Origin of the sequence: Streptococcus sp. SG1 (assembly GCF_030439935.1) — a bacterium.
GTDB classification, from domain to species: Bacteria; Bacillota; Bacilli; order Lactobacillales; family Streptococcaceae; genus Streptococcus; species Streptococcus gordonii.
In genome coordinates this window covers 50,677-70,645 of record NZ_JAQFJC010000007.1, presented here as the reverse complement: position 1 = coordinate 70,645, position 19,969 = coordinate 50,677, and the positions used below count along the sequence as shown (strand labels likewise).

The 19,969-nt window shown below is 41.3% G+C and carries 18 protein-coding genes; 7 read left to right on the top strand and 11 right to left on the bottom strand.

Annotated elements, in window-relative coordinates:
- Nucleotides 1–139: 139 nt before the first annotated feature.
- Together PCY06_RS07200 and PCY06_RS07195 are read right to left on the bottom strand one after the other, a co-directional pair.
- On the bottom strand, nt 140–1,306 hold the full coding sequence (locus PCY06_RS07200) for an MFS transporter (RefSeq protein WP_096754902.1): 1,167 nt from the start codon (nt 1,304–1,306) through the stop codon (nt 140–142).
- Between the two features lie 47 nt (nt 1,307–1,353).
- Complete coding sequence (locus tag PCY06_RS07195) at nt 1,354–1,875, bottom strand: TetR/AcrR family transcriptional regulator (protein WP_082307296.1); 522 nt, start codon at nt 1,873–1,875, stop codon at nt 1,354–1,356.
- A 159-nt stretch (nt 1,876–2,034) separates the two neighbouring features.
- Between PCY06_RS07195 and PCY06_RS07190 the strand changes: the two genes are divergently transcribed.
- On the top strand, nt 2,035–2,889 hold the full coding sequence (locus tag PCY06_RS07190) for a cation diffusion facilitator family transporter (RefSeq protein ID WP_082307295.1): 855 nt from the start codon (nt 2,035–2,037) through the stop codon (nt 2,887–2,889).
- A 27-nt stretch (nt 2,890–2,916) separates the two neighbouring features.
- On the opposite strand, the gene PCY06_RS07185 is transcribed toward PCY06_RS07190, so the two are convergent.
- On the bottom strand, nt 2,917–3,447 hold the full coding sequence (locus tag PCY06_RS07185) for a TetR/AcrR family transcriptional regulator (protein ID WP_061594263.1): 531 nt from the start codon (nt 3,445–3,447) through the stop codon (nt 2,917–2,919).
- Nucleotides 3,448–3,580: 133 nt separating this feature from the next.
- Here PCY06_RS07185 and PCY06_RS07180 point away from each other — a divergent pair, with 133 nt between their 5' ends.
- The 4 genes from PCY06_RS07180 to PCY06_RS07165 all read left to right on the top strand — a co-directional run bounded on the left by PCY06_RS07180 (nt 3,581) and on the right by PCY06_RS07165 (nt 8,844).
- Nucleotides 3,581–6,004 (top strand): YhgE/Pip domain-containing protein, encoded by a 2,424-nt coding sequence (locus tag PCY06_RS07180; protein ID WP_105165096.1) that lies wholly within the window; start codon nt 3,581–3,583, stop codon nt 6,002–6,004.
- Nucleotides 6,005–6,184: 180 nt separating this feature from the next.
- On the top strand, nt 6,185–6,922 hold the full coding sequence (locus PCY06_RS07175) for a polyphosphate polymerase domain-containing protein (protein ID WP_061582610.1): 738 nt from the start codon (nt 6,185–6,187) through the stop codon (nt 6,920–6,922).
- Complete coding sequence (locus PCY06_RS07170) at nt 6,903–7,583, top strand: DUF4956 domain-containing protein (protein ID WP_061582611.1); 681 nt, start codon at nt 6,903–6,905, stop codon at nt 7,581–7,583. Before PCY06_RS07175 ends, PCY06_RS07170 begins: the two co-directional genes overlap by 20 nt.
- Before the next feature lie 22 nt (nt 7,584–7,605).
- The gene (locus PCY06_RS07165) at nt 7,606–8,844 is read left to right on the top strand and encodes a carbohydrate-binding domain-containing protein (protein ID WP_082307294.1); all 1,239 of its coding nucleotides are present in this window, start codon (nt 7,606–7,608) and stop codon (nt 8,842–8,844) included.
- 69 nt (nt 8,845–8,913) lie between these two features.
- On the opposite strand, the gene PCY06_RS07160 is transcribed toward PCY06_RS07165, so the two are convergent.
- Nucleotides 8,914–9,867 (bottom strand): S66 peptidase family protein, encoded by a 954-nt coding sequence (locus tag PCY06_RS07160; RefSeq protein ID WP_082307293.1) that lies wholly within the window; start codon nt 9,865–9,867, stop codon nt 8,914–8,916.
- 63 nt (nt 9,868–9,930) lie between these two features.
- Complete coding sequence (locus PCY06_RS07155) at nt 9,931–10,563, bottom strand: HAD family hydrolase (RefSeq protein ID WP_125367429.1); 633 nt, start codon at nt 10,561–10,563, stop codon at nt 9,931–9,933.
- A gap of 290 nt (nt 10,564–10,853) precedes the next feature.
- Between PCY06_RS07155 and PCY06_RS07150 the strand changes: the two genes are divergently transcribed.
- Complete coding sequence (locus PCY06_RS07150; RefSeq protein WP_061592915.1) at nt 10,854–11,363, top strand: hypothetical protein; 510 nt, start codon at nt 10,854–10,856, stop codon at nt 11,361–11,363.
- 76 nt (nt 11,364–11,439) lie between these two features.
- Nucleotides 11,440–11,898 carry a class Ib ribonucleoside-diphosphate reductase assembly flavoprotein NrdI gene (nrdI, locus tag PCY06_RS07145; RefSeq protein ID WP_125367427.1) on the top strand — a complete coding sequence of 153 codons (459 nt, stop codon included), beginning with the start codon at nt 11,440–11,442 and terminating at the stop codon, nt 11,896–11,898.
- A gap of 57 nt (nt 11,899–11,955) precedes the next feature.
- On the opposite strand, the gene pulA is transcribed toward nrdI, so the two are convergent.
- The 6 genes from pulA to PCY06_RS07115 all read right to left on the bottom strand — a co-directional run bounded on the left by pulA (nt 11,956) and on the right by PCY06_RS07115 (nt 19,720).
- On the bottom strand, nt 11,956–14,049 hold the full coding sequence (gene pulA / locus PCY06_RS07140) for a type I pullulanase (RefSeq protein ID WP_125399852.1): 2,094 nt from the start codon (nt 14,047–14,049) through the stop codon (nt 11,956–11,958).
- Nucleotides 14,050–14,284: 235 nt separating this feature from the next.
- On the bottom strand, nt 14,285–15,271 hold the full coding sequence (locus PCY06_RS07135; RefSeq protein WP_048779188.1) for a LacI family DNA-binding transcriptional regulator: 987 nt from the start codon (nt 15,269–15,271) through the stop codon (nt 14,285–14,287).
- Nucleotides 15,272–15,280: 9 nt separating this feature from the next.
- Nucleotides 15,281–16,084 carry a DUF1189 family protein gene (locus PCY06_RS07130; RefSeq protein WP_045634497.1) on the bottom strand — a complete coding sequence of 268 codons (804 nt, stop codon included), beginning with the start codon at nt 16,082–16,084 and terminating at the stop codon, nt 15,281–15,283.
- A 54-nt stretch (nt 16,085–16,138) separates the two neighbouring features.
- On the bottom strand, nt 16,139–16,981 hold the full coding sequence (locus PCY06_RS07125) for a sugar ABC transporter permease (RefSeq protein WP_048776449.1): 843 nt from the start codon (nt 16,979–16,981) through the stop codon (nt 16,139–16,141).
- Between the two features lies 1 nt (nt 16,982).
- Nucleotides 16,983–18,278 (bottom strand): sugar ABC transporter permease, encoded by a 1,296-nt coding sequence (locus PCY06_RS07120; RefSeq protein ID WP_011999652.1) that lies wholly within the window; start codon nt 18,276–18,278, stop codon nt 16,983–16,985.
- 176 nt (nt 18,279–18,454) lie between these two features.
- Nucleotides 18,455–19,720, bottom strand: coding sequence for an extracellular solute-binding protein (locus PCY06_RS07115; protein WP_125399854.1), 1,266 nt, complete (start codon nt 19,718–19,720; stop codon nt 18,455–18,457).
- Nucleotides 19,721–19,969 lie beyond the last annotated feature (249 nt).

Sequence of the window (19,969 nt, the reverse complement as noted above, 5' to 3'; positions counted from 1 at the left end):
CTATGTAATATTCTTGTAACAGATATAAATATTTATCAGGGTGCGAAAAAGTCGTTTGGAGCGTTGAGAGATAAGTGTTGGCTGGTAACTTAGTCTAGAAATTGTAAAACCGCCTAGGTTTGCTAAGCGGCTTTAGATGTTACAAAATCTTATCGAATTTCTCAATATAGAAAAGAGAAGCAGTCATAATCACCGTTAAAATCAAAAGACCGATAATGGCAGGTGTCCAAGACTGGAAGAGGTCAAAGCTGAAACCAAAAAGACTAGGCCCTAATGCTGCAAGGATATAACCACCTGTTTGAGCCAAACCAGATAATTGAGCTGTTTGTTCAGGAGTGCTGGTCTTAAGAGAGAAGGTTACCATAAGGTAAGGGAATAGGGCGCTGACTGCAGCTCCAAGAAGGAGATTGAGGATCAGCCAGTAAAAGAAATTGCTGGTCGGAATTAGCAACATAGAGACACCAATGAGTCCAGAAGCTGCAACGCAAGATATCATGATGAGGCGTCCACGAGCGGATAAACGAGCTGTGAGGCTTGGTATTGTCATAGAAAATGGCAGGCTAATCAATGAGAAGATCGAAGCGAGGATACCCGTTGCATCTTTTGATAGGCCAGCTTGCAAGGCCAAGGTTGGTAACCAAGTTGCTGCTGTGTAAAAGAGTAGGGATTGTAAGCCACAAAATACGATGAGGGCCAGGACTTTTTTATTCTTTAGCAAGGAACCGATTGGATGACTTTTTTCTTTTCTTGCTAGGAAGTGATTGTGTTTCGTATTAGGGAGCCATACCAAGAGTGCTGCGAGACAAATGGCAGTTAAGGCCAAAATCAATCCCTGCCAAGAAGTAGCCCTGACGATCGGAACAACCAGAGCAGAAGCTGCTGTAATTGATAAACTCATAGCAGAAATATAAATGGTTGTTAAAAGACCGATCCGCTCTGGCTGATTGGCTTGAATGATGCTAGGCAGCAGAACGTTTAGTAAAGCAATAGCTGCTCCTAGGATAATAGTTCCTACATAAAGGAAGGGGAGATTAATGATCCGGATAAGAGATCCGATTGTCAAGATGATTAGGACCATTGTAAAGAGTTTTTCAAGCCCAAATTTTTGTGCCAAGCGAGGGGAGAAAGAGGAACAAAGGGCAAACATGACTAGAGGTAAACTGGTCAAGAGCCCGAGTGAGCTGAGTGAAACGTGGAGGCCATCAGCGATATCCGATAGGACAATCGGCAAAACGGCAAAAGGTGTCCGTAAAACAAGCCCAACCATAATAATGCCTGGGACAAAAAATGCAGAATGTTTTTTCATAAAATTCTCCTCAAACAATAGTTTTCTAAGTTTTTAATACAAAGTTCTTACTTCATCAAGTCTAAAAAATATTGGCTAATTGTGGCCTCATCGATGGGATTTCTTTGCTGCAACCACCAGGATACAGTTTCAACAAAGGTAGCTGTTACGTGATTTTTCAAAAAATCTTGCGGCAGATGGGCCTTGTTCATCAAGCCTTTTTCCTGAATTAGAGGGAACAGGTAATGTTCCAGTTCAATTTTCAGGCGATTGATAAAGTAGGTGTTTTTTGCTAAAAGTAGTGTAGCGATTCGATCCTGATTTTTCCGAAAATGATAGAAAATATGGGCGGTCGCTTCAAATAGGTCCTTTCCATCAGGACGCTCAAGAAAGGTGTGCTGGAATAGTTCCTGACAGAGCTCCTCTAGCAGGGCTTCTTTGGTCTCGAAATGAGCATAAAAAGTCGACCTTCCCACATCGGCCAGGTCGATGATTTCTTGAACAGTGATGGCTTCATAGCTCTTACGATGCAAGAGGCTGAGAAAGGCTTGGTAAATGGCTGCGCGTGATTTTTTTACTCGTCTGTCCATAGTATTTCCGAACAAAATCAGTCTTTTGTCTCTTATCTGACAAAGCTCGTGATTTGCTTCTTGTTTCCTTTTCTAAAAAGATGGATAATAGAATCGAACAAAGTGTTTGCTTTTGAATATATTATACTATAAAAATGTCAGATGTCACAGGGGGTTGCCATGAAATCAAGTCAAAAAATGATGATTGCTTTTCTTTTGAATTTGTCTTTCGCCATTATTGAAGTTATTTTCGGTTTGGCCTTCAATTCCAGTGCTGTCTTGGCTGACGCCGTCCATGATACAGGGGATGCATTGGCAATTGGCCTGTCAACGCTTTTAGAAAAGATTTCCAATAAAAAAGAAGATAGCCGTTATACATTGGGCTACAAGCGTTACAGTTTGCTGGGAGCCATTCTGACTTCCATTATTTTGATTATAGGTTCGCTCTTGGTCCTCTGGGAAAATGTTCCCAAGGTCTTCGCCCCAGAACCTGTCGATTATAACGGGATGCTGGTCCTAGGAATTGTGGCTATTTTGGTCAACTTGGCAGCCAGCAAGGTGATCAGCCACGGCCATAGTCACAATGAGTCTATTCTCAGTCTGCATTTTCTAGAGGATATTCTGGGTTGGCTAGCGGTTATTCTAGTGTCTATCGTCTTACGATTTACGGATTGGTATTTCCTAGATCCCTTGCTATCTCTGTTGATTGCTGTCTTTATCCTCAGTCAGTCTCTACCTAAGTTTTGGGATAATATCAAGATCTTTCTGGATCATGTTCCAAGCGATATTGATCTGGGTCAGCTCTATCAAGAACTGGGGAGTCTAGACAATGTTCAAGCTGTTGCTCAACTCAACGTTTGGACGACAGACGGTATTGACAAATACGCCATGATTCACATTTGTCTAAAAGAAACCGAGAAAAGCCAAGAGACCAGACAGGCAGTTCACCAGCTGGTCAAGTCTTTTGGCATCGTTCGAGCCACTATTGAGTGCGATGAAAGCATGGACGAACATCAGAAACATGGAGAACTTTAGTCTGTCCTTGGCCGAATAAGAAATTCCTTATCCTAGCATTTTAAGAAGGAAGTCCGTCATTTGTTGCGGGCTTTCTTTTTTTCCTCTTGCAATCCACATTTGCACGACGCCAAACAAGGCGTTGGTCAGGTATACAGTGCTGTATTCTTTTTCAATCTGACTGAATTCCTTATTACTGAAGCGTTCTTGCAACTCTTGGTGAAGCATCATTTGAAACTTGTGTCTTAAAAAGGTTTGGATTTCCCTTGTTCCATTTTCCGACAGAAGGGCAGAGAAAAGGGGTTCGCTTTCCAGGAAGTCGAGGACATTTAAGATGGCCTGCTGTCGGTCATTGTAATATTCCTCAAAAATCGTTTCAAGTTTTTGAAAGAGGCCTTGCTGATAGCGTTCGATCAAGTCGTACTTATCCTTATAATGAGTATAAAAACTGCTCCGGCTGATACCTGCAGTTTTGGCAAGCTCAACAGTTGAAATATATTCAAAGCTTTTTTCTTTCAGTAGTTGGACCATAGCTTGTTCAATGGTCATCTTGGTTTTCTTTCTTTTATTACTTTCCATTTTTTTCATCCTTTCGAACAAATTTGTACAGTATGTCTAATTTTCGAATTCTTTAGCTTGTAATAATTTTGGATTGGTGTATAATCTAGTATATCAAAATTTAGACAGTATGTATAATTTTTTGGAGGTAAATATGTTAAAAGAGTGGAAAGCTATTTTAAAAAAACCAAGCTTTATCATTGTAATGTTAGGTGTTTCTCTGATTCCAGCCTTGTACAATGTAATTTTCTTAAGCTCTATGTGGGATCCTTACGGACAGGTAGAGAACTTGCCGGTGGCAGTTGTTAATCAGGATAAGGCTGTGACAAGTTCAGGGAAGACCCTAGCGATTGGTGACGATCTTGTTTCCAGCCTCAAGGAGAATAAAAATCTGGATTTCCACTTTGTTAGTAAAGAGGATGCCCAAAATGGCTTGAAGAAGGGTAACTACTATATGGTGGTCACTCTGCCGAGTGATTTGTCAGAGCGGGCAGCCAGTGTCCTAAGTGGCGAACCTAAGCAAATGAAAATCGACTATCAGATCTCGAGTGGTCGGAGTTTCATTGCTGGTAAGATGAGTGACTCAGCCATGACTTCTTTAAAGCAGACGGTAGCGCAAAACGTAACCAATACTTATACAAGTGCTTTATTTAAAAATATGGGAGAGCTAAAGACGGGAATGAATAAGGCCTCAGATGGAGCCCAGCAATTAGCTTCGGGTAGCCAGCAGTTGGGTGCGGGTAGCCAGACCATTACGGATAACTTAAAAACTCTGAATCAGGCCACTATCAGTTTAGCAGATGGAGCAGGTCAATTAAACTCAGGTTTAGAAACCTATACAGGAGCTGTTGCACAAGTATCAGCAGGAGTTAATCGCTTGTCAGAAGGGTTAACAACTTATGCAAATGGGGTAGCCACTATTGCATCGGGTGCCAATCAGCTTTCGGAGCGTTCAGCTGATCTAGTAGGAGGTGTCCAACAACTCACTCAATCAAGTGCTGGTGTCCAAGCTTTGGCTAGCGGAGCGTCCAAGCTCAATACTGGTTTAACTGCTCTGAAGGAATCGGTAGATATGAGTCTTACTAGCAATCAGGAAAATGTCAGCAATTTGACAGCTGCTCTGAACCAGTTAAATGCAAGCATTCAGGCGTCTCTCTCAGGAACTTCAGCTTCAACAGAAAATATTGAGGCATCCTTGACGAATATAGCAGCATCTGCTCAAAATATCATCAATGACAATCAAGCTGTTAAAACAGCTGCCCTAGCCAATGTCCAAGGAACAAGTGCATATCAGAGTCTTTCTGAAGAGGCCAAGGCGGAGATTGATGCGGCGGTTAGTGGTAGCCAAGCGGGTAGTGATCAATCTGCTCAGACCATTTTATCAGAAGTGATGACCATGAAGACCAGTCTGGAAGCAGGAAAGACTGCCAGCCAAACACAGTTAGCTCAGCTGGGGGCTGTCTCTAATCAGGTATTGCCACAAGCAGCCAACATGATCAATGGTCTCTATGGTGGCTTGTCTACGGTTAGCGCTGGGCTTGAAACAGCTAGTGGAGGAGCCGGTCAAATTGCTTCTGGTGTAGATAGCTTAAATGAAAAATTATCAAGTGGCGCCGGTCAATTAGCTCAAGGAGTGACGGATTATACAAATGCTGTCAATAAACTTTCGGAAGGAGCTAGTGGATTAGCCGCTAATAATTCTAGCTTACTAACAAACTCAGCAACTCTATCAGCTGGAGCAAGTCAATTGGCCTCTAAATCACCTGAACTGACAGCTAATTTCGGGAAATTAGTAGATGGTGCAAGCCAATTGGCTAATGGATCAGGAAAACTGGTCGATGGTAGCAGTCTGTTGACGAATAAACTATCATCCTTAACCAGTGGGAGCGAGAGCTTGGCTAGTGGTCTGACAGAAGCAGGTGATAAGCTATCAACAGTCACAACTAAGGAGGATAATGCCAAGATCCTAGCAGATCCACTCAGCCTTCACAAGACAGACCGAGATAAGGTTGAGAAAAACGGAATAGGGATGGCTCCTTATATGATTTCTGTAGCCCTCTTTGTAGCTGCTATTTCAACCAATATCATCTTTAGCACACTTCCTTCAGGAAAAGAACCAAAGACCAAATGGGAATGGTTCAAAGCACGCCTAGAAGTAAATGGTGTAATTTCAGTTGTAGCTGGGGTGTTGGTTTACGCTGCTGTCCATTTGATAGGATTATCTGCCAACCATGAATTGGCAACTCTTGGTTTGATTATCTTAACCAGCATGACCTTCATGGCTCTTGTGACGGCCTTAGTAACATGGGATAGCAAACTCGGAGCCTTTGCTTCTCTGATTCTCTTGCTCTTGCAGCTGGCTTCTAGTGCAGGGACCTATCCGCTTGAGCTGACCAATAAGATCTTCCAAGCCATCAATCCTTGGCTACCGATGAGTTACTCGGTATCTGGTCTTCGTCAAACTATTTCTATGGGGGGACAGATTGGGGGACAAGTCGGCTTCCTGATGATAGTCTTAGTGCTATTTATGGTTGCTGGAGTCTTGGTCTATCAAACAGATAACAAAGAAAGAGTCTAGTCTTTTGACGGAATCTTAAGAGGAAAAGAGAGATCTATCTTTCTTTTCCTTTTTATCTAAGCAACATCTCCTGAAAAGGGAGATGTTTTGTTTTCTTTAAGTTTTTTTTAGATTTCTTTTAAGCTTTGCTACTTAAAATAACCAAGTAAATAATCAAGCAGCGAGAAAGGGAGATGTCCTATGGCTAAAAAAACATTTAAAGATAAATTCCAGCGATTTGAAACAAAATACGTTATTTCAAAGGAGGTTCTAGCAAATTTGCTGACGGAGTTTGAGGAACACATGGTAGAAGACGACCATGCATATTCAACCATCAGCAATCTTTACTACGATACTCCTACCTTCCAAATGATTCGTGAATCTCTAGAAAAACCTTATTTTAAAGAAAAATTGCGGGTACGGACTTACGATGAAACACCATCAGAAGACAGCCAGGTTTTCTTGGAAATCAAAAAGAAAGTGCGAAAAATCGTCTATAAGCGCCGGATTTCAACAGACTTGCTGGCGGCGGAGTCCTATCTAGCGGGTAATCGAGGTCAGACAGATGATTCACAGATATGCGAGGAGATTGACTGGCTCATGGCTCGTTATCAAAAGGTTCAGCCCATGATGTATATCTACTATAATCGCTATTCCATGAAAGGCATAGAAGATCCAAATGTTCGGATTACCATTGACTATGATTTGACTTATCGATCAGAGGATTTAAGTTTATTAGATGGCAAGCATGGGGACAAGCTCTTACCAGAAGGCTATGTCATTATGGAAATCAAGGTTTCAGGAGCTTATCCGCTTTGGCTGAGTGAGATTTTGGACCATCATCAGGTCTTTCCAAAATCCTTCTCTAAATATGGCGTAGCCTATAAAAAAACCACAGACCACAAAGGAGTTGTAAACCATGCTAAATCAATTATTTAATGACGTTTTTACCAGTACGGCTGTAAAACCATTGACCATGCTAGAAGCAATTGGAGTTGCCTTAGTCTTAGGTTTGGTTGTGGCCAAGGTCTACCAGTATAAAACGGTCTACAGCAAGTCCTTTGTCATGAGTCTAGCCCTATTGCCGGCCTTGATTGCCGTTGTCATCTTCTTGGTAAATGGTAGTCTGGGTGCTGGGGTTGCTGTGATGGGGGCCTTCAGCTTGATTCGTTTCCGTTCGGCTCCAGGTGGCGCCAAGGAGTTGGTCTCAATTTTCCTGGCTATGACGATCGGGATTGCGATTGGTATGGGCTACCTGGTCTTTGCAGGAGCTTTTACCTTGATTATGTCTGTAGCGATTATCCTTCTTGAAACCATCAACTTTGGTCAAATGAAACACTCTATCCGCCAGCTGACCATTGTTATTCCTGAAAGTTTAGATTATGAATCTATCTTTGATGATATTTTTGATAAAGCGACCAATCATCTGGAATTAGCCTCAGTGAAAACATCAGACATGGGTAGCTTGTTTAAACTCAAGTATATCATCCAACTCAACGGCAAAATGACAGAGAAAGAGTTGATGGATGCTCTGCGGACCCGCAATGGAAATCTAGAGATTGCTATCAGTCGATTCATCACAAAAGAAAATGAATTATAAAAGAAATAGAAAGAGGCCTATCATGAAAACAAGTAAAAAAACAATATTTCGAAAAGTAAAGCTGATGGTCCCACTGGTTCTGTTGACAGCCAGCTTGGGAGCCTGTAGCTTGATTAGTAAGTCCAGCGCTGCTAGCACTAGCACAACTACTAGTTCAACCACTAGTAAAACGTCCTCAAGCAAAGCCTCAACAGCTTCAACGAGTTATTTCACTGATCGGGACCAAGACGCCTCATATGACGAATCTAGTGCTACAAAGGTAAGTCTAAGTGGCTCAACAGCTAAGGTGTCTGGAGACGGTGCGAAAGTATCTGGGTCAACTGTAACAATCACAGCTGCTGGTACCTATGTCCTGTCTGGAAGTAGCGAAAATGTCCAAATCGTGGTGAAAGCAGGAGACCAAGACAAGGTCCAAATCGTCTTGAATGGTGTGACCATGAAAGGGACTGACGCAGCGATTGTTGTTGAAAGTGCGGATAAGACCTTTATCACCCTTGCGGAAGGAAGTAAGAATAGTATTGCCGACTCTGCCAACCACACCAATACAGACTATGATGCAGCCATATACAGTAAGGATGACCTGACTTTCAATGGTTCTGGTAGTTTGACGATTGAAGGAAATTATGGCAATGCAGTCGAGTCGAATGATGATTTGCGTATTACTGGCGGAACCTATACAGTCAAAGGCTATAAAAATGCTCTTTCTGCCAATGACGCGTTGAATATCAAGGATGCGACCTTGAATCTGACGGCAACCGAAGATGCTCTTCACGCTGACAATGATGAAGATACGACACTTGGAAATCTTTATATCCAGTCCGGTACGATCACCATTAATGCTGGTGACGACGGGATCCACGCATCTAATACAGCAGTAATTGACGGTGGTACGATTACAGTTGAGTCAAGTGTTGAAGCACTGGAGGGAACCAACGTGACCATTAATGGTGGCAAAGTAAATCTTTACTCTTCCGATGATGGGATCAATGCCTCAAGTAAGGTAACAGGAGCTGACATCTTTATTAAAATTACAGGTGGTGACATCAAGGTCGAGGTTGGTCAAGGGGACACCGATGCTCTTGACTCTAACGGTGATATCATCATGACAGGAGGGAATCTAGACATTACTTCTACAGTCTCTGCCTTTGACTTTGACGGCACGGCTACCTACACAGGTGGAACCATTACAGTCAATGGTGAAACTCGAACTGAAATCACAGCTGATGGCCCTGGCGGAGGTGGCGCCCCAGGAGGTCACTAAACTTGTAGCTTCATTCTAGCATCCCTCAAAACAAGAACTCCTCATTCCAGTTGGAATGAGGAGTTCTTACTATTCATCAATTCTAATCAACATCGTCTCCGTATCCACGGTCACTTGAGCGCCGATGGTAATGGTAAAGAGTGGCTGAGTATGGGCAAAGTCCAAGTCATAGAGGACGGGAATCGTCTTTAGAATTGGATGTTTGTCCAAGATATAAAGGAGCAGCTCCTCTGTCATCTGACATTCTTTTGGAAAGCGACCGATGAGAAGGGCCTGTGGGTTAGGATAGGCCTGAAGGAGGGCTGCTAGATTGCGTTCAAACTCCACATAATCATCTTCCTCCGCCTCTTCAACAAAGAGGACATAGTTGTCGTCTGTCGGAGCATAGGGTGTTCCACGCAGGAGCGAGAAGGTGGAGAGATTACCGCCGATAACAGTGGCTTGGGCTTGTCCGTGATGATAAACTTTCCACTCCGTCTCACGGAAGGTCAGTGGGGCATCGGGCAGATACCAAGCATTGTCGCCCCATTTTTCACTAGGAGTCAATTCATAAGAAGTCTGGCTGACGGCCTTGAGCCAGCTCTCGGTCTGATAGTCCTGCAGGGCTTCCATCTTAAAGCTGGAGTAGGACGGTCCCATGTAGGTTTTCATGCCAGTCTTACTATAGATAGCGCTGAGCAAGGCTGTTGTGTCCGAGTAGCCACAGAAAATCTTAGGATTTCTAGCAATCAACTCAAAGTCCAGATAGGGCAGGAGCTCATTGCAGTTGAAACCGCCGATAGTAGCCAGAATGGCATCAACGGACTCATCTGCGAAGGCAGCATGGATGTCTGCCACTCGACTTTCAATGGAGGCAGAGCCTAGCATATCATTTTCCAGATAATGTTCCGAAAAAGATACGGTAAATCCTAACTTTGCCAAGCGCTCCTTGGCGGCTAGATTGGCCTCAAAGCCACCGATGTGTTCGATTGACGACGAGGGGCTGACGACCCGAATGTGCATACCAGGTGTGAGTTTTTTCATAGAAAGACCTCCTGTTTAAAATGACTATATTATACAATAGAACGTTCCGAAAGACAAGGCCAGCTAGGACAAGAGGATGGGCAGTAAATCAGTCAGTTTTTCGACGGTCCAGTCCGCTCCTTCTTCAAGATTTTTGACTTGAGCTAGGCGACTGAAGCCTTGTTTGATCCAGATGGTTTTCATGCCTATTCTTCTGGCAGGAACGATATCATTATCCAAGCGGTCGCCAATCATAATAGCTTGATGAGGTAGGCAGTTAGTCTTTTGTAAGGCCAGCCTGAAAATAGCAGGGTCGGGCTTGGCCAGTCCAAGATCAGCGGACGAGAAGATAGCGCTAAAGTAGTCTAAAATTCCAAAAGCGTTCAAGCGCTGTTCTAGGCCAGGTAATTGATTAGCGATAATTCCCAACTTATAATCTTGCCCTAGTTGCTCTAATATTCCTTTGGTTTGCGGATAGAGAGTCTCTAAGTCCGTTCTCCAAGCTGGGCGTTCAAGTCCATAGAAGCTGAGTGCTTCTAAGTCACCTTTTTTATTTTCCTTAAAATAGCTGAGCATCTTGTCATAGAAGAGTTGATAAGAAATATTCTTTCCAGAAATGGCAGTTTTTATTCTGGCTTCATAAGCTTTTTCTTCATCAACTAGAGTTGAACCTATATCAAAAAAGAGCCATTGGATCTCTTGGTAATCTCGTTTCATAGCTTTATTCTATCACAAAGCCTTTCTTTTCAAGCTAGAAGGCTGTGATTTTTTGAAAAAGAGGCTTTTGAAGAAGAATAGGAGGCATTTTAGAAGTTTTAGTGCATCTTTTTTTAAAAGCTATTTATAATGAATGTATAGAAATCCGAAGGCAAGAAAATCTTTTTAGCATTACACAAACTATTTTAAGAGTATGCCTGTCTCCTGAAAATGCAATCTCTAAACTTCATTCAGTTTCCCCTTTCGATGGTCTTCGGATTCTATTATTTTAGAAGAAATAGAGGGTTAATATGAAAAAGAAAGCAATTTATTTGTACGTGTGTTGGTTGATTTCAGCCTTTGGTGCTCTACTTAGTCTCTGGGACCTTCTTGCAGGAAAAAGACTAGAGAATCCCGCAGAAGTTATGCAGCTAAAAGGTGAGGTAGCCCAGCAGTATAATCGGTTTTATAATGTGGTTTTTGATCTGAATCATAGTATGAGTCAAGCTCTGATTTTATTTGTGGGTCTTCTTTTATTGGCGGCAGTACTTGTATTGTTGATCAAAAAGAATCTTCTTCTAGCCAACATCCTATACTCTGTCTACTCGGTCTTTACCATTCTTGTCATGGCTTATGATTATCTATCTTCTCAGCCACTCTATCATTATTTTAGTGATCCAGCGATTCGCGAATCAATCATGATGATCCCTAAGGCTGTAACCATAGTCGGACTCTTACTGAATATCCTCTTTTTAGCTATTGTCCTCTTTTATACTTGGCGTCAGCAGAATGACTTGGAAGTGAAAAAGGAACCTATTTAAAATTTGACAAATAACATTTATCGTCTTACAATTTTAAGAAAAGGATAGATGTTATTTTTAGTTTTAGGAGGATAGAATGGCAAAGGTTTCCTTAGTGTATATTAGTTTAAGTGGGAATACAGCGAGCTTTATCAAGCGTCTGACGGCCTATTTGCAAGAAGGTCATGTGGATCTTGAAGTAGAACAGGTCAATATTAAGGATTTGGTCAAAGAAGGCCGGGATTTCTTTGCTATGGACAATCAGTTTGTAGCCTTCCTACCGACTTATTTAGAGGGTGGAAACGGAGTGGACTCTGGTGATGTTGAGATTTTAACCAATGATTTAGCAGCCTTTATTGAATATGAAGAGAACTATAAAAAATGTTTCGGTATCGTAGGCAGTGGCAACCGTAATTTCAACAACCAGTATTGTTTAACAGCAAAGCAATATTCTCAGCGTTTTGGCTTTCCTCTGTTAGATACTTTTGAGCTTCGTGGTCTGCAAAATGATATCAGCCGTGTCGGTGATAAGATCGCAGAACTCTATCAGCTTTAAATTAGCTCACATCAGAAAAGTCAAAGCACGTCTCTTAGATTGAGACGTGCTTTTTATTTATTTTAGGACTAGGACTTGCTTAGCAGGAACAACATAGCTGTCAGCTAAGGGAGCGATAGCTTTGTGGCTACTAATGGCTGGGTAGGATAGAAAGACTTCCTGACCTAGTTCGTTTTGGTAGGTCTGATCTTTTGAACCAAAGTTGATCAAGATGGTCATTTGTTCATCTTGCTGTGAAATCTGATACCTGACCAGTGAATCATTGAGCCACTCAACTTGGCAAGCTTCCAAGATTTCTTCTCGACTTTCGAGGCTGAGTAGAGGGTGTTCTTTTCGGAAGCTGATTAATTCACGAATGAAGTCAACATCTTCTTCGTAGTTGAGTAAGCTTTGCCAGTCCAGACGATTAATAGTATCTGGGATGTTGTAGCTATTATCTAGCAAGTCTTTGTGGCGGAAGAATTCTTGCCCACTATGGAGGAAAGGAACTCCCTGAGCAAGCAAGACCAAGTGTAAGGCCAAGCGAGCACTTGCCAAACGTTCTTTTTGACTGATGTTTGGATCTTCCATTTTAAAGTAGTCAAAGATAGTTGCATTGTCATGACACTCAGTGTAGTTAATGGCCTGTTGAGGACTTTGGAAATGGCTTGCTGTTTCTAAACCGACATTAGCTGTTAGGATATTAGCCATGCTGGAAGTCCATTCGGATCCAGTCAGTCTTTGCTTATTTAAGATGGTTTCTTTGATGGTATCACGGAAATTATCGCTAAAAAAGCCATAATCAGTCAATTCTGCCGCATTATACTGGTGGGCTAGGAGGTCTGATTCCAAACCAGTCGCCATTTTCCAGCCTTCTCCGTAGAGATAGACATTTGGGTAGCTCGCTTTTAGCTCTTCTGCTAGCTCATTCATAGTTTGGATATCTAAAATACCCATGAGGTCAAAACGGAAACCGTCAAAGCCATAGAGATTCACCCATTGCTTGACCGAATGCTTGATGAAGCGACGGACCATGGCCCTTTCACTAGCAACATCGTTACCACAGAAAGTTCCGTCGGTTCGTTGTTTTTGTTCATCCAAGCGATAGAAATAACCAGGAACAATCTTTTCAAAAGCAAAGCTATCCGCATCGTAAACGTGATTGTATACGACGTCCATGATCAGACTCATATCTGCCTCATGGTAGGCAGCGATAGATTCCTGCAATTCTAGAATGCGTGCGTAAGGGTCCTCAGGGTCACTGGCAAAACTACCTTCAGGAACATTATACTGAACAGGATCATAGCCCCAATTGTAGACTTGTTCAGGGTGTTTCTCATCTACACTACCAAAATCATAAACAGGCATAAGCTGGATATGGGTGATTCCCAGATCTAGCAAGTGCTGCATACCAATTTTACGTTTGCCTAGCTTGGGAGACTCTGTCAGTGCTCGGAATGTTCTCGGTTCTTTAAAGCCAGCCACCTTTTGGCTAGAGAAGTCGCGAACACTCATCTCGTAAATGACGGCTTTAGTCGGGCTTATCTGGGTTTTAGCCCGCTTAACTCCAGTTGTATTGAGTAGTTTCTTTGGATCAATAATAAAGCTAGCACCAGAATTGGCTTCAGAGGAAAGGGCATAAGGATCATGTACTTCCAGCCACTGACCATTGACCTTGTGAAGATAGGTGTAGCTAGCTCTCTCCCAATTACCAGGAATCGTTGTTTTCCAAACGCCTTTTTCCTGGCGAAGGAGAGGCCAGACAGTTTCTTTGCCATCTTTTTTCAACTTGATAAGGACTTGTTCGGAAATAGGAGCCCAAAATGCAAAAGAAGTAGCCTTCGAAGAATAAGTTGCACCAAGATCATCCTGGTCGTAGTCGAAGATTTGATCAAAAATCGGTTCTTGGACAATATGTCGGAATGCTAGAACAGTTTTATTGCGGTCCTGGTCGTAGACGAGATAATGCTGTTCCAAATCGATATCTTCTTCCAAAGTCAGGCTGTAGAGGCAATGTTCGGTAGAAGATTTGCATGTTTGAATAGTCAGAGGAATCACCTGGTCGTCAGATTCCAAAGTAAAGGACAGGTCCTTAGCATCATAAATGATGGGTAACTGAAGATTAATCAGTCGTGTATTATCTAAATAAGCTTGAAAGGTTCTAAAAGACATAAATCTCCTTTATACAAGATAAGCTAGCCCCAGAAGCGCATGTACCATCAGAGGCTGCCAGTAAAAAATTAAATAGTAAGTCTAAATGATTGCCAAACATAAAAATGCAAGGCCAAAGAGAAGTACAACCGTAGTTTAACTTGAATGTAACTACGGTTGTTATTTTTTATCTGGGATTGAGGTCCCATTTTCGTGTTTTTAGTATTTCGGTTTACGTTCCGATGAGAATACCAATTTACCGTTCGATAATTTTATGAGAAATCAGCTGGCGATAGCAGATTTTCCGATTTTCCTTGGTATCATTGATGATCTGTAGGATGGTTTGGAAGGACACTCTACCCAGTTCTAGGGTATTGATATCAACATAGGCAGCCAAGTCTAACTTTGGATCCACCGAATCAAAAGAAAGGACTGGGATAGTTAAGTTTTGTGAAGAGAGAAAATCACAAACACCAGATGCCAGCAAGCTATCTGTAGTGATGATGGCATCAATATTTGGATTTTTTGCTAGCAAGCGCTTGGTAAACTGGTAACCTTTTTCTTCCAAAAATTCTGTGACAAAGACAGTGCTCTGAGGATCTAATTCCAGATGATGTTCTTTTAAGGCATTTTCGTAGCCGGTATAACGGTCTTGGGTTACAAAGAGCCTTTTAGTTCCTCCGATAAAAGCAATATGACGGCAACCTTTTTTAATGAAATATTCAGTTGCATCAAATCCTGCTTGGATGTTATCATTATCAACCAACGGAATAAAAGGAGAAAGAGATTTTCCTAGAATAAGAAAAGGAAATTGTTCCTCATAAACCATCCGAACCAGAGGGTCGTTTTCTTCAGCATAAAGGAAAATAAGTCCGTCTACCCGACGACCGTGTACCATTTGGGAAATAGCTGTCATCCGTTCTTTCTCGTCTTTACCAGTAGCGATTTGAATAGCGTATTGGTGCTGAGAAGCTACTTGTGAGATTCCTCGCAGAACGGATGGGAAAAATGGATTTTGGTAGAAAGCATCTGAATCATCTGGCAAGACGAGGCCGATAACCTGAGTATAACTGCTAACCAGACTGCGGGCATTCAGATTTGGATGGTAATTCAGTTCCTTCATAGCCTTGCGAACCCGTTTTTTTGTCTCATCACTAATTGTAGACTTGTTCTGGATAACACGGGTTACAGTTGAGGGCGAAACCTCAGCTAGTTTGGCAACATCTTTAATAGTAACAGGCATGATGACCTCCTAATTTTCATCACGGAAATGCGTACGATAAAAGGTGATAACAAGGAACAACACAAAGAGAATATTTTGAATCATAATCATGGTTGTCAAAGGCTGGCCCAAGATGCCAAAGAAGACAGCAATGAGAGTCGGAAGCCCAAGACAGTTTAGAGTGAAATGATAACATTCCTTGAACTTTTTAAATGAAAAGAGTTTAGATTTTTTAGTTAGATAAAGGAAGAGACTGGCTCCAAAGGTCACAATGAAGAAGTTAAAAGTCAAGAGCAGGCCAGATACCAAGAGTAAAAAGAGGCTAATAATCAAACGGTTTTGCTGGAACCAATCTTTGGAAATGGCCTCGCTCAAGCTTTTCTTATCCTTTAAAGCTTCCTGGTTGATTGCCTGGTAACGAATGGCTGCTAACTCTTTCTTGCTTTTACTGATCAGGAGATGATCCTTATCAAAATAAAGCGTTAACTTGTCCCCTGGTCTGGTATCCTTGTGATGTCCGATAATAACCTGGCCGGCTTTATTTTTTTGTACACCAAAGTGACTATCATAAGTTAGTTGGCCGTCTTTGATCTGAACATGATTGCTAAGCTCTCTCATAGCAGACTCATCTAAAGGCTGAAAAACTTGATCGATAAAGGTATCTAATGGATAGCTCTCTTTGGCAGCAGTCTGCAATGCCAAAGGAATCAAGGTCAAAGAAATTAAGAAAAGACTAGTAAAAATCAGTTGGAACCAAGACAAAAGTTTGCGGTTAGTAAAAGCTTTTTTAAATTGAAAAATACTTGAAAAATAATTAAAAGGGTAGGGGTACATAGTAGCTCTTTCTAATTTTTATAGTCGTCCGACAAAAAACAGGGTGGGACAAGATTATCCCTTGTCACCACCGCTTGTTAAACCAGATACAAAGTTCTTTTGTAGGAAGAAGAATAAGATACAGATTGGAAGAGCTGTTAAGATAGCTCCTGCGGCAAAGAAGGCGATTTTCATATTTTTAACATCGCTGACAAATGTTCTCAGACCGACTGCAACTGTAAAGAATTCTTTATCCCGAAGGAGGAAACTAGATAAGATATAGTCTCCAAATGGTCCCATGAATGCCCAAAGTGCTTGTACAGCAACCATTGGACGAACCAGAGGAAGGACGATTTGCCAGAAGCGTCGGAAATGACCGGCACCATCTAGTTTAGCTGACTCATCAAGAGAGATTGGAACGGTATCAAAGTAACCTTTCATCAGCCAAGCATTCATTGGAATTCCTCCACCAACATAAAGGAAGATGAGGAACCAGTTTTGGTTCAAAGCATTCAACATCAAAGCCATGACGAAGAAGGCGGTGAGGGCAGCAATGGTTGGTACCATCTGGATAATCAAGAAGAAGACCAAACTTTGCTTGCGGGCGATAAAGTTATAGCGGCTGTATGCGTAACCAGCTAAAACTACTATACTGGTTTGCACAATCATTGTCAAGACAGCAATGATGACCGTATTGAGGTACCAGGTTCCGTAGAGTGTCTCAGAGAAGAGCCTGCTGAAGTTGTCAAAACTCCAATCGATATTAAAATCAAGTTTGAAGGCGACAATGTTACCAGTTTTAAAGGCTGATGTAATCGTAATTAATAGAGGATAAATAATGATTACTGACAGAGCTACGAGATACAGGTAAGTCAGAAAATGATTAAAGTGACGTTTTAATTTTACAGAATTATTCATCTTAGACGTCCTCCATGTCAAATGCGTGTAGTTTCTTGAAAGCAATCATTGAAATACCGATAACGATAATTGAGATAATCAAGGTTACGGCTGCGGCCATTGAGTACTGAGGTGCAGTACCAGTAGTTAAACGATAAATCCAAGAAATCAAGATATCTGTTGAACCAGCGCCTCCACCGACACTACCAGGTCCACCCGCATTAAAGAGGTAGATGATAGAGAAGTTATTGAAGTTGAAGGTATACTGACTGATAAGAGTTGGCGCAGCAACAGCTAAAATCATTGGTAGCGTAATGTTGCGGAATTTTTGCCAAGCATTTGCTCCATCAATATAAGCTGCTTCATATAAATCATTTGGAATGGATTGCAGAATTCCCAAAGTTAAGACGTAGATGTATGGGAATCCTAGCCAACCTTGCATCATAATCAAGGCAACCTTGGTCCAAGTAGGATCTGTTTTCCAAGGGATGAGGGTATTGTTCAAGAAAGGCAATACCTTGCTAAGCAAAGGAATAACTTGGGTGTTGATGGCACCGATACTATCATTAAACATATTTGAGAAAGTCAAGATTGTAATGAAAGCTGGTACCGCCCAAGGAAGTAGGAAGATAACACCGAAGATGCGTTTTCCTTTGATGAAAGGCTGGTTAGCAATAATAGCTGTGAAAATACCGATAACAATTTGTAAAGTTGAAGCACATAAAGCCCAGATGATAGTCCAAGATAGGACAGAACCAAAGGCTGAACGGAAGGTGCTGAGACTCCAAATGTTGCTGAAGTTTGTCAAACCAACCCAGTCAAGCAATTTAGTTGGTGGCAAATGTTTGAAATCATAGTTTGTAAAAGCAATCAGAAGAGTTACCAATACAGGGAAAATGATAGCAAAGGTCATAGCTACATAAGAAGGGATGATCAGCAAGTATGGGAAACCATTTTCATAGATGCTGTGAATCATTTCTTTCAGAGTCGTATGAACCGGAATACCGTTATTCCAGCGTTTAGCTGTTGTGTGAGCGTCCTTTAAGTTGAAGGCATAAAATAGGAAATAAACCAGCACGATAATTAAGTGGAAGGCACCACGGATCAACATAAAGAGGGAGTTGTCGCGTCCGCGCATTTCACCAAGTGTGATAAGATTTCCTAGCTCACCAGAAGCGATCGCAAAGAAATAGATTAGAAAGGCCAGTGTCACACCTAAGAAGATGAACCCCTTGGCTTTCTGTTTGTTATAAATTTGTCCAAGTCCTGGAATCAGGGACAGCAACAAGGCTTTACTTGGGTTCTGTTGTCTAGTCATATTTGTCTCCTGAATAAGATTCAAAGAGGGGCTAAAAATTTTGAAAGCAGAGAATATAAAACTAAATATTAGAAAATATTTCTCTTTTTTCAAAATTTTTAAGAAACCCGTAGTTGTTTTAATAGCTTTTTTAATAAAGAAGGGGTAGGGAAAATTCCCACCCCTAGAGTTCTTTATTATTTGTCAGCGTATTTTTGAGCGATAGTATCTTTGATTAATTTCACTGCATCGTCAGCAGCAGTTTTAACATCTTTTTTACCGCTTACAGCATCGAACAACATAGTTTTAGCTGGATCCCAAACTGTACTCATTTCAGAGATGTTTGGCATTGGTTGAGCTGATTGGAACTGTTTAACAACTGCGTCTGTCAGTTCATCTTTCTTGCTTACTGCGTACTCGCGAGCTTCTGTGTTAGCAGGTACTTCGTTAGTAGCATCGTAAAATGCTTTTTGTTGATCAGTTGAAGTCAAGAAGTCAACGAATTTTTGAGCAACTTCTGGGTTTTTAGCACCAGTTGGGATAACCCAAGCTTTACCACCACCGAAAGCAGCGTATTCTTTTCCGTTTGGAAGAGTTGGGATAGTTGAAACACCATAGTTTACTTTAGCTTCTTTCAAAGCAGATGCTTTCCATGGTCCATCGATGATAGCAGCAGTTTTACCTTCTTGGAATTGTGATTGGATCAAGTTTCCAGCGCCTTCAGTATCTTGCATTCCTTTAGGCCATTTTGCATACCAAGTTTTAGCGTATTCGATACCTTTAATTGCACCTTCATTAGCAAGACCGATATCTTTAGGATCTTTACCATTGTCACCGAATACATAACCGCCGTTACCAGCTAGAAGTCCGTAAGCGTAGTAGAAGTTTGTCCAGTCAGCAAGGAAGGCAGATGTTTTACCATCTTCACCAGCAAATGCATATTTGCTGTCTTTAGCAAGCTCTTCTAATTCAGCAAAAGTAGTTGGAGCTTTTGAAATCAAGTCCTTGTTGTAGTACATTACAAGAGTTTCGATAACAGCAGGTGCTCCGTATGTTTTACCTTCTGTTGTTACTAGAGATTCAGTAGTTTTATCTGTCTTACTATCTTTGCTTAATTTTACTTCGTTTAATTGTCCATCTGTACCGAGGCTTCCTACGCGGTCGTATGGAGCCATCAAAACGTCTGGAGCTTTACCAGACTGGTTGTCGAGTGAAAGGTTGTCCAATCCACCCATTTGGTCACCAGTTTTAATAGTAACTTTAGAACCAGTTTCTTTTTCAAAAGCTGCTGCAGCTTTCTCCATGTAAGCCTTGTACTGCTCTTCAACATAAACAGTAACGTTTTTATCACCAGATTCAGATGATTTAGTTGAAGAAGCCTTGCTACCACAAGCAGCTAAAATAAAGCTAGCTACAGCAACAGTACCCAATACAGCAGCACTTTTAAGAGCTTTGTTTTTCATGTTTATTCCTCCTAAGAATAAAAAAAGTAATAATTTACATTTAAGTTTACGCAAACGTTTTCTTAAACTGAAAAAAATTATATCACAAAAAGTAACCGTTTGCAAGATATTTTTCCAAAAAATCAAAAAAATATTTTTTATCCGACAAATTATTTGTCATTATTATAGAAGAAAAAAAGAAAAGTTAGATGATTCTCTTGAAGAATTGAAAAAATTTTTATAAAATGGTTGCATAGAAAACTAAAAACA

What these genes read in the sequence shown, in the direction of transcription:
- PCY06_RS07200 (WP_096754902.1), bottom strand. Translation starts at nt 1,306, where the DNA reads ATGAAAAAACATTCTGCATTTTTTGTCCCAGGCATTATTATGGTTGGG.
- PCY06_RS07125 (WP_048776449.1), bottom strand. Translation starts at nt 16,981, where the DNA reads ATGAATAATTCTGTAAAATTAAAACGTCACTTTAATCATTTTCTGACT.
- PCY06_RS07165 (WP_082307294.1), top strand. Translation starts at nt 7,606, where the DNA reads ATGAAAACAAGTAAAAAAACAATATTTCGAAAAGTAAAGCTGATGGTC.
- PCY06_RS07150 (WP_061592915.1), top strand. Translation starts at nt 10,854, where the DNA reads ATGAAAAAGAAAGCAATTTATTTGTACGTGTGTTGGTTGATTTCAGCC.
- PCY06_RS07130 (WP_045634497.1), bottom strand. Translation starts at nt 16,084, where the DNA reads ATGTACCCCTACCCTTTTAATTATTTTTCAAGTATTTTTCAATTTAAA.
- PCY06_RS07180 (WP_105165096.1), top strand. Translation starts at nt 3,581, where the DNA reads ATGTTAAAAGAGTGGAAAGCTATTTTAAAAAAACCAAGCTTTATCATT.
- PCY06_RS07160 (WP_082307293.1), bottom strand. Translation starts at nt 9,867, where the DNA reads ATGAAAAAACTCACACCTGGTATGCACATTCGGGTCGTCAGCCCCTCG.
- PCY06_RS07175 (WP_061582610.1), top strand. Translation starts at nt 6,185, where the DNA reads ATGGCTAAAAAAACATTTAAAGATAAATTCCAGCGATTTGAAACAAAA.
- PCY06_RS07155 (WP_125367429.1), bottom strand. Translation starts at nt 10,563, where the DNA reads ATGAAACGAGATTACCAAGAGATCCAATGGCTCTTTTTTGATATAGGT.
- PCY06_RS07115 (WP_125399854.1), bottom strand. Translation starts at nt 19,720, where the DNA reads ATGAAAAACAAAGCTCTTAAAAGTGCTGCTGTATTGGGTACTGTTGCT.
- PCY06_RS07190 (WP_082307295.1), top strand. Translation starts at nt 2,035, where the DNA reads ATGAAATCAAGTCAAAAAATGATGATTGCTTTTCTTTTGAATTTGTCT.
- pulA (WP_125399852.1), bottom strand. Translation starts at nt 14,049, where the DNA reads ATGTCTTTTAGAACCTTTCAAGCTTATTTAGATAATACACGACTGATT.
- PCY06_RS07170 (WP_061582611.1), top strand. Translation starts at nt 6,903, where the DNA reads ATGCTAAATCAATTATTTAATGACGTTTTTACCAGTACGGCTGTAAAA.
- PCY06_RS07135 (WP_048779188.1), bottom strand. Translation starts at nt 15,271, where the DNA reads ATGCCTGTTACTATTAAAGATGTTGCCAAACTAGCTGAGGTTTCGCCC.
- PCY06_RS07120 (WP_011999652.1), bottom strand. Translation starts at nt 18,278, where the DNA reads ATGACTAGACAACAGAACCCAAGTAAAGCCTTGTTGCTGTCCCTGATT.
- PCY06_RS07195 (WP_082307296.1), bottom strand. Translation starts at nt 1,875, where the DNA reads ATGGACAGACGAGTAAAAAAATCACGCGCAGCCATTTACCAAGCCTTT.
- PCY06_RS07185 (WP_061594263.1), bottom strand. Translation starts at nt 3,447, where the DNA reads ATGGAAAGTAATAAAAGAAAGAAAACCAAGATGACCATTGAACAAGCT.
- nrdI (WP_125367427.1), top strand. Translation starts at nt 11,440, where the DNA reads ATGGCAAAGGTTTCCTTAGTGTATATTAGTTTAAGTGGGAATACAGCG.